Raw genomic sequence first — 15169 nt, 5'->3', positions numbered from 1 at the left:
CCTGCGATCTGGATACGTGCAGTCACTTCCCAATGTTTACCTAGCCAGAGTTTTGTTGTTTCTGGCAAGGGTCTTCCAACCATTTATCTGAAAGTCTACTACTACTATCCCATATCCGGCAGTAGTTTTCCGGGATTCATTCTGTTGTCCGGATCAATGGCTTTCTTGATAGCCAGCATGACTTTTAATGCCTCTTTATGTTCGAGGGGCATATAGGGAAGCTTGCCGATGCCAATCCCGTGCTCGCCCGAACAGGTACCTTCCATAGCCAGGGCCCGCAGTACCAGCCGTTCGTTAAGGGCCTTGGCTTTTTCAAACCCTTCGGGATCGTCCGGGTGGATGAGCATGGTCAGGTGAAAGTTACCGTCGCCTACATGACCGACTATGGGAGCCAGTACGCCGGTAGCCTCCGCGTCAGCCTGTGTATCCACGATGCATTCAGCCAGGCGCGAGATAGGTACGCAAACATCGGTACCCATAAGCTCGGAGCCCGGCACCAGGGCCATAGCAGCCGGAGCCGCGTCGGTGCGGGCGCGCCAGAGTCGGGTGCGGGTAGGTTCGTCTTCGGCCCATACAAATCCGGTTACACCGTGCTGCTCAGCGTACTGCTGTACTTTCTGGACCTGCTCACTTACTTCCCCCTCCGTTCCATGAAATTCCAGGAAAAGAGTAGGCTTTTCTTCGTAGCTCAGCGAAGAATACAGATTCACCGCCCGCATCATTACGGCATCCAGTAGCTCTACCTTGGCAATGGGTACTCCTTTCTGGATGGTGGTAATGGCCGTTTTGACGGCGGCCTCAACCGTAGGGAAAGAGCATACCGCCGCCCGGATGGCTGCGGGGTAAGGGTGCAGCCGGAGTGTCAGTTCGGTAATGATGCCCAGGGTACCTTCTGCTCCTACAAGGAGTCTCGTCAGGTCGTACCCGGCGGAGGATTTCCGCGCCTTGCTTCCGGTCCGTATAGTCTGTCCGTCGGGCAGTACTACCGTTAGCGCGAGTACATTGTCCTTCATGGTGCCGTAGCGTACAGCATTGGTACCGGAGGCGCGGGTACTGGCCATCCCACCCAACGTGGCGTTGACACCGGGTCCTATCGGGAAGAAGAAACCACTGCCCTCCAGGAGCTGGTCGAGCTGGTTACGGCTTACGCCCGCCTGTACGGTTATGTACATATCTTCGTAGCTCAATGCCACTACCTGGTGCATCTGCCGGAGATCAATACATACGCCTCCTTTTAGGGCCAATACATGGCCTTCTACCGACGTGCCTGCTCCGAACGGAACTATGGGTACCTGATGCCGGGCACAAATGGCGACCACTGCCGATACCTCTTCGGTACAGCTGGGGTAGAGGACCAGGTCGGGGGGCATGCAGGCGTGGTAGCTGTAGCCGGCACCGTGTTCCCGGCAGAGGGTTTCATCCTGCGTGACGCGGTCACCCAGTAGGTCTTTCAATTCATCAAATACATTTATAATCAGGGTCTTATTCATAGCGGGGAGGAGAGTATATCTCGTAGATAGGTTCCTATCCGCTAAGATAACAGGACTAGTACATACAGTTGGTAATCACCACTTTAATTTTCAAAGATGATCCACGTTTAGCCAAACCTGACAAAAGTCATCTTTCGGGGCTGATAGCGCTCATCCTTTGCCGGTTACGGACCGAGTAGTTTTGAACCTGAAAATAAACAGTAATTCAACCTATTCACCAGCAACTATGAGCGCGCTATTTATCCTGATTGGTTTTAGCCTTCTGGCCGCCCTGGGCTTTCTGATTGCCTTCGTGTGGTCGGTGCGTGCCGGACAGTACGACGACGACTACACGCCTTCGGTGCGAATCCTCTTCGACGATACCACGCCGGATAAACAGGCGGCTCCCAAAGCCTGAAACCCTCCTCTAACTTATACCAACCATTCACAAAACAAACAACAACACTACAAGTAATATGAGAAATGTCTTGAATACAGGTGCTGCACCGGTCGAGCTGGACGAATTTCAGTACGACAACAAGATCGTGCGGGACTTCGCGATTGCCTCCGTAGTGTTCGGTCTGATCGGGATGCTCGTCGGACTGCTGGCTGCTTTCCAGTTGGCGTTTCCGCAGCTCAACTTCGACCTGCCGTTCACTACTTTTGGACGTATTCGTCCGCTGCATACCAATGCAGTGATCTTTGCTTTCGTGGGTAACGGCTTTTTTGCCGCCATGTACTATTCGGCTCCACGGGTACTCAAAGCCCCGATGTGGAGCCCGCTGCTGAGTAAGTTTCACTTCTGGGGCTGGCAGCTGATCATCCTGGGAGCCGCTATTACACTTCCCATGGGTTTCACTACCTCTAAGGAGTACGCCGAGCTCGAGTGGCCTTTTGACATCGCCATCGCGGTAGTATGGGTAGCAGCCCTTGTGAACCTGGTGATGACCATGCTGAACCGTCGGGTAGAGCATATCTATGCTGCTGTGTGGTTCTACATAGCGTCGTTTGTGGCGGTAGCCATGTTGCACGTGGTGAATAGCATCGCCCTGCCCGTTTCATTCCTGAAAAGCTACTCGGCCTATGCCGGGGTGCAGGATGCGCTGGTACAATGGTGGTATGGTCACAACGCGGTAGCGTTCTTCCTGACTACCCCTTACCTGGGTATGATGTACTACTTCCTGCCTAAGGCGGCTAACCGTCCTATCTATTCGTACCGCCTGTCTATCGTACACTTCTGGGCCTTGATCTTCCTGTATATCTGGGCGGGTCCTCACCACTTGCTGTACAATGCTCTGCCTGACTGGGCTCAAACGCTGGGTACTGTATTCTCTATCATGCTACTGGCTCCATCATGGGGTGGTATGATCAACGGGTTGTTTACCCTGCGTGGCGCCTGGGATAAAGTACGGGAAGACGTAGTACTTAAATTTATGGTAGTGGCTATTACGGCTTACGGTATGGCTACTTTCGAAGGACCGATGCTGTCGCTGAAAAACGTAAACGCCATCAGCCACTTCACCGACTGGACCGTAGCTCACGTACACGTAGGTGCCCTGGGCTGGAACGGCTTCCTGCTGTTCGGTATCCTGTACTGGTTGCTGCCCCGAATTTACGGACGCTCGCTGTATTCTGTTAAAATGGCCAACTTCCACTTCTGGATTGGTACCCTTGGTATCTTGTTTTATGCGGTACCTATGTACTGGGCCGGCTGGATTCAGAGTGCCATGTGGAAAGAATTTACGCAGGAAGGTCTGTTGAAATACCCTAACTTCCTCGAAACTGTAACCCAACTGGCACCGCTGTACTTCCTGCGGGGCGTGGGTGGTACCCTGTACATCATCGGTTTTATCGTCATGATCTATAACCTGCTGATGACCGCTCTGAATGGTAAGCTGATTGCTACTGAGACCGCTAAGGCTCCCGCTCTGACTGCGATAGTACACAACGACCCACAGGAGCACTGGCACCGCCGGATATTTGAACGCCGTCCGGTATTCCTGACCATCATGGCCCTGGTAGCCGTGGGTATTGGTGGACTAATAGAACTGGTACCTACCTTCATGGTCGACTCCAACGTGCCTACCATCGCCAGTGTACAACCTTACACACCGCTTGAACTACAAGGTCGTGATATCTACGTACGGGAAGGCTGCTACGTATGTCACTCTCAGATGGTGCGCCCCTTCCGCGACGAGATTGAGCGCTACGGTGAGTACTCCAAAGCCGGTGAGTTCGTGTACGACCGTCCGTTCCAGTGGGGATCTAAGCGTACCGGTCCGGATTTGCACCGCATAGGTGGTAAGTACCCTGACTCATGGCACTACAACCACATGGATGACCCAACCAGTATGTCGCCGGGCTCAATTATGCCGAAGTACTCCTGGTTGCTGGAAGACCAGCTCGATACCACCACTACGGCTGCTAAGATCAGAGCCATGCAGACCCTGGGAGTACCTTACGATGAAGGCTATGACCAGCTGGCTAACCAAGACCTGCAGAAGCAGGCTGACAAAATCACCGAGAGCCTGAAGCAGAGCGGTATCAAGACGAAGTCCGACAAGGAGATCATCGCGCTTATCGCTTACCTGCAGCGCATGGGTACCGACATCAAAGCTCAGCAAGGCGTAGCTGTTAAATAAGGAAAAAAGAAGAAAAGCAGGAAAGGAGGAAAGAAGTGTATCAGCTTTCCTCCTCCCAAAGCCTAAAACATACAAACCGATGAAATTCCGTAATTATCTCGAAACTATATCCGGTGTCAGCATCTTCCCGCTGATTTCGCTGGTGATCTTCTTTCTCTTCTTTGTGATATTGCTCTGGTATGTGATCCAGATGGATCGTAAAAAGGTGGAGGCTGTGAGTAAGATACCGCTTGACGACGGTGTCCTGCGTAAGGGAGCTTTGGCGCTGCTAGCCTTCTTCGTGATTCCGGCGGCCAATGCGCAAAGTACTACCCCGTCGCCCAACGAAAGTTTAAATATTGGTCTGCTGACGGGTTTGTTGGGACTGCTTATTCTGACGCTGGTGATTGTACTGATACAGGCAGTCATAGTTCTCCAGAGAGTTTCGGCTAATAAGAAAGCGGCGGAAGCTCTGGATACTGCTCCTGAGTCAAATGTCAGCTGGTGGAGCCGTTTCAGTGGATTCAGCGTATCTCTGACCGAAGAGAAGAAAATCCTGATTGCGGACCACGACTATGACGGCATTCACGAGCTGGACAACCGTATGCCTCCCTGGCTGCAGTTCCTGTTTGTAGGTACCATATTCATTGCTTTTGCTTACGTCATCTACTATCACTCTGGATTTGGTGACCTGCAGCAGGCTGAGCTGGACAAAGAGATAGCACAAGCCGAAGTAGCGAAGAAGGCCTATCTCGAAAAAGTAGGAGCCAGCATCGACGAGAACTCTGTAACCCTGCTGGAAGAGGAGGGAGTACTGAAGGAGGGGTCAGTAATATATATGGAGAAATGCGCCGCTTGCCACGGTCCCGAAGGGGGTGGAGTCGTGGGGCCTAACCTGACTGATGAGTACTGGCTGCACGGTGGTGGTGTCAAGGATGTATTCAAAACCATCAAGTATGGTATCCCCGAGAAAGGGATGATCTCCTGGGAGAAGCAGTTGAGCCCGACCGATATTCAGAAGGTGTCCAGCTATGTGATCTCTCTCAAAGGTACTAAGCCCGCTAATCCTAAGGAACCTCAGGGTGAGCAGTATACCGAAGACGGCGCCGCTCCTACCAAGGACAAGGCCGTAGCTTTGAATCAATAAGAAATGCCCCGGAGGGAGGTACTGGCCGCCCTTCGGGAAACAACCCATACCACGTAAAGAACATTTAAAATGCAATCTTCATCAACCGCCTGGTCCGTTGCCGACGAGTCATTCCGCGACCACTTCAATGAAGTGCGGGAGGATGGCAAGCGCAACTGGTTTTATCCGCAGAAGCCAACCGGGCCCTGGCACAACCGCCGGGTATGGTTTACGGTGGCGTTACTGACGGTCCTGTTTGTGACACCTTTCATTAAGGTCAACGACCAGCCGTTATTTCTCTTCAATATTATCGAACGCAAGATCATCGTGTTCGGCCTCTTCATCGGTCCGCAGGACTACTGGCTTTTTGGGCTTACGATGCTGTCGTTCATGGTATTTATTGTGCTGTTTACGACCATCTTTGGCCGGTTGTGGTGCGGCTGGGCCTGCCCTCAGACGGTGTTCATGGAAATGGTATTCCGCAAGATTGAGTATGCCATCGAAGGTGACCGTCCCAAGCAGATAGCCCTCGACAAAGCTCCCTGGACCTCGGATAAAATCATGAAGAAGGGCGCCAAATGGACTATCTTTCTATTTATCTCATTCCTGATCGCCAACCTGCTGCTGGCTTACGGAGTAGGCGTGGATGAGCTGCAAAAGATAGTAACCGAGCCTGTTTCTGAAAATCCGGGACTTTTTTCCGGTGTGGTAGTTTTTACGGCTATCTTCTTCTTCAACTTTACCTGGCTGCGCGATCAGGCCTGTACGGTAGTATGTCCTTACGGCCGCCTGCAGGGAGTACTGATGGATCGCAACTCGGTAGTGGTAGCTTACGACTACAAGCGGGGTGAGCCCCGGGAGAAGCTACGCAAGCACCAGGATCGCAATGCCGGTGACTGTATCAGTTGCCTGCAGTGCGTAAATGTATGTCCTACGGGTATTGATATTCGGAATGGTATCCAGATGGAATGTGTCAGCTGTACAGCCTGTATCGACGCCTGCGATAACATCATGGAAAAGGTAGGATTCGAGAAAGGACTGATCCGCTATACCTCCGAAAATGCCATTACCAAGGGTAGCAATAAATTATTTACCACCCGTACCTATGGCTACATAGCCGTACTGGTCCTGTTGTGGAGTGTACTGGGGTACATGGTTGTAACCCGTACCCACACCGAAACTACCCTGCTGCGGGTACCCGGTACACAGTACATCGAAAACCCCGATGGCAGCATCAGCAACCTATATACCTTTAAGATATTCAACAAGACCAACCGCACGATCAATCCTACGCTACGGGTCGATACCCCCGGCGGTACCCTCCGCTTTGCGGGTAAGCCCGACCTGACTCTGGAAGGAGCGGGTATGTCAGAGGGGACAGTATTCATCACAGTACCTAAGTCATCCCTGGCCGGCCGCAAAAATGAGGTAAAACTATCGGTACTGGAGGAGAGCCAAAAGCTGGAAGAATTCAGCACCACCTTCATCGCTCCGGAGGAATAGTAATTAGCTTTTAGCTATTAGCATTTTATAAAAAAGAATAACCACAGAGTAAAAGGAGGTAGACACAGAGGTAAAAGAGTACTCTGTGAGACTCAGTATAAAAACTCCATGAAACGCTGTGATAAAGATAAAAATTTTAAAACTGCCTACTGCATAAAGCATACGGCCTAAAGCACTAAAACCATGAAATTCAATTGGGGAACTGGCATTGCGATGCTTTATGCCGGCTTTGTAATCGGCATGTTGACTCTGGTCACCATGAGCATGCGCCAAAAGATAGATCTGGTAGCCGACAACTACTATGAGCAGGAACTAGGCTTCCAGAAGAAGCTGGACAAAATGAACAGGACCAATGCCCTGGCTGAGCCGCTCCGCTGGGAGGTAGCCGAGGAGGGAGTTGTAATTCGTTTCCCGCAGGGGCTGGCACCAGAGCAACTGAAAGGTACCATTAACCTGTACTGCCCGGCGGATAACCGCAAGGATACCCATTTTGAGGTGAAAGCCGGTGCAGAAGGAGTACAGCTGATCCCCGCCAACAAGCTGCAGGCCGGACGTTACCAGCTGCAGATTGACTGGCAGGCCGGTGCAGCTACCTACTGGAATGAAGGTACTATTGTTATCAGTGAGTAAATCCGACTAGCCATGGAAACCCTGCTTCCTTACCTGGCCCTGAGTATGGGGCTTATGAGCAGCTTCCACTGCGTAGGTATGTGTGGCCCCATCGCGCTGGCGTTGCCGGTACATAAGGGCAGCCGCTGGCAGCAGTTGGTGGGCCTGCTGGCCTACAACGGTGGCCGGGCTACTACCTACGCCTTGTTAGGTGGACTCTTTGGTTTGCTGGGTAGTTCGTTCGCGTTGATGGGCTATCTGCGGTACCTCACTATTGGGGCGGGGCTCCTGATGCTGGCCTACGTGCTGTGGCCTGCGAAGCTGGAGAGTAGGTTGCACCCACCACCGGTATGGCAGCAGTTTGTTCAGACCATCAAGAGCCGCATGGCCCGACTGCTCAGCAGCCGTAGTGTAGCGGGTTGGGTAGGCTTAGGTATGCTCAACGGGCTACTACCCTGCGGGCTGGTGTACATGGCGGTGGTAAGTTCGGTAGCTACGGGTAGCGCTCTGCGCGGAGCAGCTTTTATGTTCTTGTTTGGCCTGGGTACCATGCCCGCCATGATGGCCGTAGGCTTCTTTAAGCAATGGTTTACCCCCACACTCCGCACCCGCATTCGCCGCCTTACCCCCGTACTGGTAGCTGTAGCCGGCATCTGGATCGTCGTGCGTGGAGTACTTATTCACCCTCCGGTAGGGGGAGGGGGCCACGGTACGCATACTGAAATTCCAATTTGCCATAAGGGTGTGGAGCAGTAGATAGATATAGTAGATGAGTGTGTTGTGTGGAGCCAAGTAGAACTTCTGTAATTTTCCCTGGCTCCTCTTTTTATTTCTGACAATAAATGTCAAGTACCCCCTGGCAGTAGTTTGGGTACTTCGTGTACTTTAAAGTAATAGATCCCAGCAACACCATTGATACTCATGAAGCACTTCAACTCACCGGATGACGTTCAGCCTTATTTCTCTGCTCTACCGTATGAGGCCCTGCTGGAAGCCCGTCATGAAAATCATGCACAGGTACCTGATCAGATGGGCATCTACTTCTGGTTTTTGTGTGAAGAAGGTTTTGAGAAGCTGAGTGGGAAGCTACCGGTCATAGTCAGGCCTCCCCAAAGTACCTTTAAAATTGGCGATGCATATCTGGTATACTATGGGCATGTAGGTACGGACACTAATCTCAAACATGTAGCATACTCAAATAACCTGCAGTATTACTTCCAGTCTACTATTCCGCACAAGCAGCTTGAGTGTGATCTTGAATGCTATTCTTTACTCTCCTGTTTTCGAAAGACGGTTAGTGGCCTGCTCTGTGATGACATCCTGGCCGGGCAGGAAGAGGTAAAAGCATTCTTCCATGACTACTTCCGGATATACTATCTGGCTTACGAGGCGGCCAGTCAGGAAGAGGCGGCGGCAGCCAGCAGAGCCGTAAAGAAAGACTTTCAGCATATAACTAGGGCGATATTCTCCCTGAACCATTCTTTTGGTGCGATAGGACATCCTACCACAGAGGAGTTTGTCTATGATGCAGATGGATTCGATGTACGATTTATTATTGAGAACCGTCGCTTTATGGCTGAGCTAAATACAATATCAAACCTCCAGCAAAAGTTTAAATTTGACTATGAGGCAGGTAGGGATCTGGTGGAACCAAGGCTGTTTTTTGAGGGTAAGTACAGAGCAGTTAGTTGACCTTTTAAGTCATCCTTAAACCTGACTTACGTCATGTTTTTAGGGGCGGCGCTTGTATAGTTTTGATGAAAAATAGAGAGCTATATCCGGCTCTGAAAAATCGAAACTAACAACCCAGCTCCCTATGGACCACAACCTGCTGCAGAAATACAACGTGCCGGGACCTCGGTATACCAGCTATCCCACCGTTCCTTACTGGCAAAAGACACCTCCTACCGCTGAGCGGTGGGGAGAACTCGTTTCGGATACCTTTGCCGTTACCAACAGTAAGCAAGGCATCAGCCTGTATATTCATATTCCTTTTTGCGAAAGCCTCTGTACCTACTGTGGTTGCAACACGCGCATCACAGTTAACCATAAAGTAGAGCGCCCCTACATGGAGGCCCTCCTGAAAGAGTGGGCCCTGTACCTGCAGGTATTTGGTGATACCCGCCCTCTGATCCGTGAGATACATATCGGTGGAGGTACTCCTACCTTCTTCAGCCCGGCTCACCTTAAGGAGCTTATCAACGGCATACTGGCCGGAGCCGATGTACACCCACAAGCTGAGTTCAGCTTTGAAGCGCATCCCGGCAATACAACTGATGAGCACCTGGAGGCCCTCTACGAAGTAGGCTTCCGCCGGGTGAGCATAGGTGTACAGGATTTCAATCCGCTGGTACTCGAAATCATCAACCGCCACCAGACCTACGATCAGGTGAAGCACCTGACCGAGAAGGCGCGTGAGCTGGGCTATACTTCTGTCAACTTTGACGTAGTATACGGTCTGCCCCAGCAGAAGGTATGCTCCATGACTACCACTATTTTCCAGGTCATCAACCTGCGTCCCGACCGCATCGCTTTCTACAGCTATGCGCATGTACCCTGGGTAAAGCCCGGTCAGCGACGCTTTACCGAGGAGGATCTACCGGACTCGATGAAGAAGCTGGCGATCTACGAAACCTGTCGCGGTGCCCTCGAAATGGCCGGTTATGTGGATATTGGTATGGATCACTTTTCGCTTAAGACAGACGGTCTTTACAAAGCTTTCGCCGAAGGTCGTCTACACCGCAACTTCATGGGCTATACGGATACTCAAACGGCCCTGCTCGTAGGGTTGGGTACTTCTGCCATCAGCGATGCCTGGTGGGGGTACGTTCAGAACGAGAAGGGAGTAGAGGCGTACTACAAGCGGCTGGAAGCAGGCGAACTGCCTTTCTTCAGAGGTCATGTGCAGTCACGTGAAGACCTGATCCTGCGCCGTCATATCCAGCGTATCATGTGTAACTTCGAAACCCGCTGGGATGGTACCGGCGATGTGTGCGGAGGCTTCTATGATGGATTGGAACGACTCGAAGAAATGGAAAAGGACGGGCTGATTGAAATTAACCCTTTCCATCTTCGGGTTACTGAAAAGGGAAAGAGCTTCGTCCGGAACGTCTGTATGGCCTTTGATGCTCGTCTTTGGGCTGATATACCTCAGACTACGCTGTTCAGCCAAACTATATAACTGTGTGCAACCTTGCCCAGCTATTGGGAATGAGAGTAGTTAGCCTGCTCTATTCCTGTTTATGAGGGGTAGGTGAAGAAGAAAATTCGTTTAAATCCAAGTAGAAGATAGTAGTTGTATTTATCTAATTCTGTGGTAAAAGTTGGTCGTTTGAAATTCACCTCCTAACTTGGTATGTTAGATTTATATATTAAACATACAGAAGCAATGAAGCGGCATATTGAAATGCTCGATGCACTTTTCAAGCATGCTACAGAAGGGATCGTAGTGGTTGACGGCGGTGGGAATATCTTTATGGTTAATCCTAAGGCTCGTCTTATGTTTGGGTATGATGAGGGTGAACTTATTGGTGAAAAAATAGAAGTACTGGTTCCCAGGCGTCATGCCAAGGCTCATGTACAGAATCGGGTAGGGTACTCACAGGGGCCACATGCCCGTGGTATGGGTAGTTCTCTGGACCTGTTTGCCCGTCGCAGTGATGGCAGCGAATTTCCGGTAGAGGTGAGCCTGAGTCCATTTTCGACCAGTGAGGGGGATTTTGTAGTAAGCTTTATCGTAGATATAACCGAACGCAAAAAGCAGGAAGATGCCATCCGGGTAGCCAATCAGGAAATTCAGAAACTGAATGCTGAACTGGAAGAGCGGGTGGAGCAGCGAACCCGGGAACTGGGCGAAGCCATGCGTAAGCTGGAAGAATCACAGCATGAAGTAATGCGGGCGCTCGAAAAGGAGCGTGAGCTTAACGACATGAAGAGCAAGTTTGTGACCATAGCCTCGCACGAGTTCCGCACGCCCCTGGCTACTATTCTGTCGTCGGCCTCACTGATTGGCCGGTATTCCCGTACCGAAGACGAAGATAAACGACAGAAGCACGTACTGCGTATAAAGTCAGCCGTCAATAACCTGACCGAAATCCTGAATGACTTCCTGTCTATTGGTAAGCTCGAAGAGGGGAAAGTACATACGGTACCGGTAGAAGTAAACCTGCCGGACTTTTGTAAAGATCTGATCGAAGAGATACGCGGCGTATGCAAAGACCAGCAGCGGATCTACTTCGAACACCAGGGGCCCGAGGATGCCTGGCTGGATAAGCAACTGCTTAAGAACGTGACTATAAATCTGTTGTCCAATGCCATCAAGTATTCCGAGGCTGGTACCAGCATTTATCTGCGTACCCGTACTGATGAGGAGACCGTTTATTTTGAAATCGAAGATCAGGGAATAGGAATTCCGGAAAAAGATCAACCCTATGTATTTGACCGGTTCTTTCGGGCCCAGAATGCCGGCAATGCGCAGGGAACAGGCCTGGGGCTTAACATTGTGAAAAAATACATAGATCTGCTCAATGGAGAGATTACGTTCAAGAGTGAGTTCGGTAAAGGAACTACCTTCTACGTCAAGCTGCCTAACCACAAGCAGGTATTAGTTTAATAGTCCGAAACGGAATATCCGTAATGAATAATAAGAAGATACTACTTATTGAAGATAATCCCGAAATGCGGGATAACACAGCCGAAATTCTTGAGCTGGCCAACTTTGATGTGACGACGGCCGAGAATGGGAAGGAAGGCGTAAAAATGGCGCACCAGTTACAACCGGACCTGATCATCTGTGACATCATGATGCCCGAGCTGGACGGATACGGGGTACTGCACATGCTGAGCAAAGACGACCGTACGGCCGGTATTCCGTTTATCTTTCTGACGGCTAAGGCCGAGAAGAACGACTACCGGAAGGGCATGACTATGGGTGCCGATGACTACCTGACCAAGCCCTACGATGACATAGAGCTACTGAGCGCGGTAGAAATGCGTATCAAGAAGAGCGAACGCATCAAAGCCGAATTCAGCCGTACCGCCGAAGGTCTGGACAAATTCATCCAGGAGGCACGTTCGTTTGATTCGCTGAGCAAGCTGGCCGAGGATAAAAAGATCAAGTACATTCGTAAAAAGGAAACGATCTATACCGAAGGGAGCTATCCTACCGGCATTTTTTTTCTACAGAAGGGTAAGGTAAAGGCCTACAAGGCTAATGAGTTTGGTAAGGAGTACATCACTGACCTGTACAAGGAGGGGGATTTCTTCGGCTACGTGGACCTGCTGCAGGGCGTACCTTATCAGGATAGCGTAGTAGCGCTGGAAGATGCTGAGGTTGCGATCATTCCCAAAGATGATTTCTTTAACCTCCTGCAGGGAAGCCGTGACGTATCTTCCAAATTCATCAGGATGCTCTCCAACGAGATCAAGGAGCGGGAAGATCGCCTTCTACAGTTAGCTTATAACTCCGTCCGGAAGCGGGTAGCGGAGGCCCTGGTAATGCTGGTAAACCGCTACCAGAACGACCACTCCAAGCCTTTCTCTATGGCTATTACCCGTGAAGATATAGCCTCTATCGTTGGTACCGCTACCGAGACCGTCATCCGTACGCTTTCAGACTTCAAAGAAGAGCAACTGGTTGATATGAAGGGTAGCCTCATCACAGTACTCAACTACGACAGACTGGCTAAGATGCGGAATTAACCCACTCCCGGATCTGCCGTACCAGTACTTCATTAATACGTACATAACTTTCGTGCGACCACCCCGCTATGTGCGGGGTCAGTACCACCCGGTCGGAGGTACTTAGGTAGTCAAAAGCCTTTTGCTGATCGGGGCTTAACTTATCCAGCTTTTCGTTCTCCAGTACATCCAGGCAGGCTCCCCGTACTTTGCCGCTTTCCAGTCCGCGTACTACCGCATCCAGGCTCACGACTTCGCCCCGGGCCACATTCATCAGGAAAAAGGGCTTTGCCATGTTAGCGATAAACGCATCATTCACCCACTGACGGGTTTCGGAGGTGAGAGGTACGTGGAAACTCAGTACATCGGCCTCCGAGCAGATCTGCTCCAGCGTAGCTTCCTGAGCGTATGGATCGCCATAGCTATCACGGTACTTATCATAGGCCAGTACCTTACAGCCGAAGCCACTCAGGCGACGGGCGGTGGCACTGCCGTTGTTACCGTATCCGATTATGCCTACCGTTTTTCCCATTACCTCAATCCCCCGGTTGCCTTCACGGTCCCAGATACCCTGCCTTACCTCGCGGTCGGCCCGCAGGATATTGTTGAACAGGCAAAGCAGCATACCCAGCGCGTGCTCGGCTACGGCATCACGATTGCCTTCACCCGCATGGAACAGCCGGATGTTTTTGCCCTGTACGGCTTCCAGATCAATGAGGTCCAGGCCGGCTCCGGCGCGGGCTATAAACCGCAGATTTTGGGCTTGAGCTAACAGTTCTTCATCAACTCGTGTTTTACTTCGTATAAAAAGTCCATCGTAGGACGAAATATGACTGAGAATGGCATCGCGGCGAAACTGGGGCTGGTAGTCGTAGCTCCAGCCTTGCTCGTTGAGCATGTCCAAAAGAGAGGGATGCATCTCATCAGCAATCAGGATTTTCATGCGGGAGGTGGAATTTTCGTAACTTGCCGTTAAATTAAAGTGCAAAAGTATAAGGAAGAAATCTGTAAACCCGCATATATCTGTAAACGACGTTTTTTAGCCTATCACTATGAGTGAACAAGATAACGATAAGCCCCTCATCGGGATTAGCCTGGGTGATTACAACGGAATAGGTCCGGAAGTAATACTGAAAGCTCTGGAAAGCAACCAATTGTCGAGTATGTGTACGCCGGTTATCTACGGTTCGCTGCGTGTGCTGAACCGGTACCGTCACCTGTTGCAAATGAAAGACTGGAACCTGCACGGCATACAGCGTCCTGAGCAGGCCAACCCCAAGCATACCAATGTCATTACCTGCTGGAACGATCAGCAGACCGAGGTAGAGCCGGGCAAAGTAACTCCCGAGGCCGGTCAGGCAGCCTTTGCTTCACTCAAAAGGGCGGTGGAAGATCTGAAAGCGGGTAAGATTCAGGCTCTCGTAACGGCTCCCATCAATAAGGATAATATTCAAAGCGAAGAATTTAAGTTTCCAGGTCATACTGAGTACCTCGCTAGTGCATTCGGAGCTCGTGAAGCGCTGATGTTTATGGTAGCCGGTGACTTGCGGGTGGGGGTACTGACGGGGCATATTCCGTTGGGAGACGTTCGGCAACATATAACACGGAACAAGCTAGCCGCAAAGATCAAGCAGATGCTTACTTCGCTCAAAGAAGACTTTGGTGCCACCAAACCACGAATAGCGGTACTGGGTCTTAATCCGCACGCGGGTGAAAATGGACTGCTGGGTAAGGAAGAGCAGGATGTCATTACACCGCTGCTTAACGAGTTCCGTGAGAAAGGTGATCTGGTATTTGGTCCTTTCCCGGCCGATGGTTTCTTTGCCGCCAAGACCTACCGCAACTACGACGCAGTACTGGCCATGTACCACGACCAGGGCCTGATTCCGTTCAAAACAATTGCCTTCAACGAAGGGGTCAACTTTACGGCTGGTCTACCGGCGGTACGTACCTCACCTGACCACGGCACCGCCTACGACATAGCCGGTAAAAATCAGGCCGAGCCGGGCTCGATGCTACAGGCTATCTACCTGGCGTGCGATGTATCGCGCTACCGGAGTGAACTGACAGAGCTTCAGAAAAACGCCCTTCAGGAAAAGCCGCAGCCTTCCGAGAGTCAGCATCCATCCAATAAACAGTACCAACGCAATAAATCTTAAGAA

At 51.1% G+C, this 15169-nt stretch carries 13 protein-coding genes; 11 read left to right on the top strand and 2 right to left on the bottom strand.

Annotation, left to right across the window (positions count from 1 at the left end; genetic code table 11):
- Positions 1-104: 104 nt before the first annotated feature.
- The gene (locus JUB14_RS22925; RefSeq protein ID WP_207509195.1) at positions 105-1490 is read right to left on the bottom strand and encodes an FAD-binding oxidoreductase; all 1386 of its coding nucleotides are present in this window, start codon (positions 1488-1490) and stop codon (positions 105-107) included.
- Between the two features lie 226 nt (positions 1491-1716).
- On the opposite strand from JUB14_RS22925, the gene ccoS reads away from it, so the two are divergent.
- The 10 genes from ccoS (at position 1717) to JUB14_RS22875 (ending at position 13028) form a co-directional block, all read left to right on the top strand.
- A complete protein-coding gene (gene ccoS / locus JUB14_RS22920) occupies positions 1717-1887 on the top strand; it encodes a cbb3-type cytochrome oxidase assembly protein CcoS (RefSeq protein WP_207509194.1) in 171 nt (56 codons plus the stop codon).
- A gap of 58 nt (positions 1888-1945) precedes the next feature.
- On the top strand, positions 1946-4111 hold the full coding sequence (gene ccoN, locus JUB14_RS22915) for a cytochrome-c oxidase, cbb3-type subunit I (RefSeq protein WP_207509193.1): 2166 nt from the start codon (positions 1946-1948) through the stop codon (positions 4109-4111).
- Positions 4112-4190: 79 nt separating this feature from the next.
- Positions 4191-5237 (top strand): cbb3-type cytochrome c oxidase N-terminal domain-containing protein, encoded by a 1047-nt coding sequence (locus JUB14_RS22910; protein ID WP_207509192.1) that lies wholly within the window; start codon positions 4191-4193, stop codon positions 5235-5237.
- A gap of 69 nt (positions 5238-5306) precedes the next feature.
- Positions 5307-6719, top strand: a complete 1413-nt coding sequence (gene ccoG / locus JUB14_RS22905; RefSeq protein WP_207509191.1) for a cytochrome c oxidase accessory protein CcoG — start codon at positions 5307-5309, stop codon at positions 6717-6719.
- Between the two features lie 183 nt (positions 6720-6902).
- The gene (locus JUB14_RS22900; protein WP_207509190.1) at positions 6903-7349 is read left to right on the top strand and encodes a FixH family protein; all 447 of its coding nucleotides are present in this window, start codon (positions 6903-6905) and stop codon (positions 7347-7349) included.
- 12 nt (positions 7350-7361) lie between these two features.
- Positions 7362-8084, top strand: coding sequence for a sulfite exporter TauE/SafE family protein (locus JUB14_RS22895; RefSeq protein WP_229368170.1), 723 nt, complete (start codon positions 7362-7364; stop codon positions 8082-8084).
- Positions 8085-8249: 165 nt separating this feature from the next.
- Positions 8250-9020, top strand: a complete 771-nt coding sequence (locus JUB14_RS22890; protein WP_207509189.1) for a hypothetical protein — start codon at positions 8250-8252, stop codon at positions 9018-9020.
- A 124-nt stretch (positions 9021-9144) separates the two neighbouring features.
- On the top strand, positions 9145-10509 hold the full coding sequence (gene hemN, locus JUB14_RS22885; RefSeq protein WP_207509188.1) for an oxygen-independent coproporphyrinogen III oxidase: 1365 nt from the start codon (positions 9145-9147) through the stop codon (positions 10507-10509).
- A gap of 207 nt (positions 10510-10716) precedes the next feature.
- The gene (locus JUB14_RS22880) at positions 10717-11940 is read left to right on the top strand and encodes a PAS domain-containing sensor histidine kinase (RefSeq protein ID WP_229368169.1); all 1224 of its coding nucleotides are present in this window, start codon (positions 10717-10719) and stop codon (positions 11938-11940) included.
- Positions 11941-11963: 23 nt separating this feature from the next.
- Positions 11964-13028, top strand: coding sequence for a response regulator (locus tag JUB14_RS22875; RefSeq protein WP_207509186.1), 1065 nt, complete (start codon positions 11964-11966; stop codon positions 13026-13028).
- Here the strand turns inward: JUB14_RS22875 and JUB14_RS22870 are convergent.
- A complete protein-coding gene (locus tag JUB14_RS22870; RefSeq protein WP_207509185.1) occupies positions 13012-13950 on the bottom strand; it encodes a 2-hydroxyacid dehydrogenase in 939 nt (312 codons plus the stop codon). The genes JUB14_RS22875 and JUB14_RS22870 overlap by 17 nt on opposite strands.
- A 109-nt stretch (positions 13951-14059) precedes the next feature.
- Between JUB14_RS22870 and pdxA the strand changes: the two genes are divergently transcribed.
- The gene (gene pdxA / locus JUB14_RS22865; protein WP_207509184.1) at positions 14060-15166 is read left to right on the top strand and encodes a 4-hydroxythreonine-4-phosphate dehydrogenase PdxA; all 1107 of its coding nucleotides are present in this window, start codon (positions 14060-14062) and stop codon (positions 15164-15166) included.
- Positions 15167-15169 lie beyond the last annotated feature (3 nt).

The organism is Telluribacter humicola, from assembly GCF_017355935.1.
GTDB lineage: Bacteria > Bacteroidota > Bacteroidia > Cytophagales > Spirosomataceae > Telluribacter > Telluribacter humicola.
Note: the sequence above shows the minus strand (reverse complement) of the source record. Positions and strands in the feature narration are given on the sequence as shown.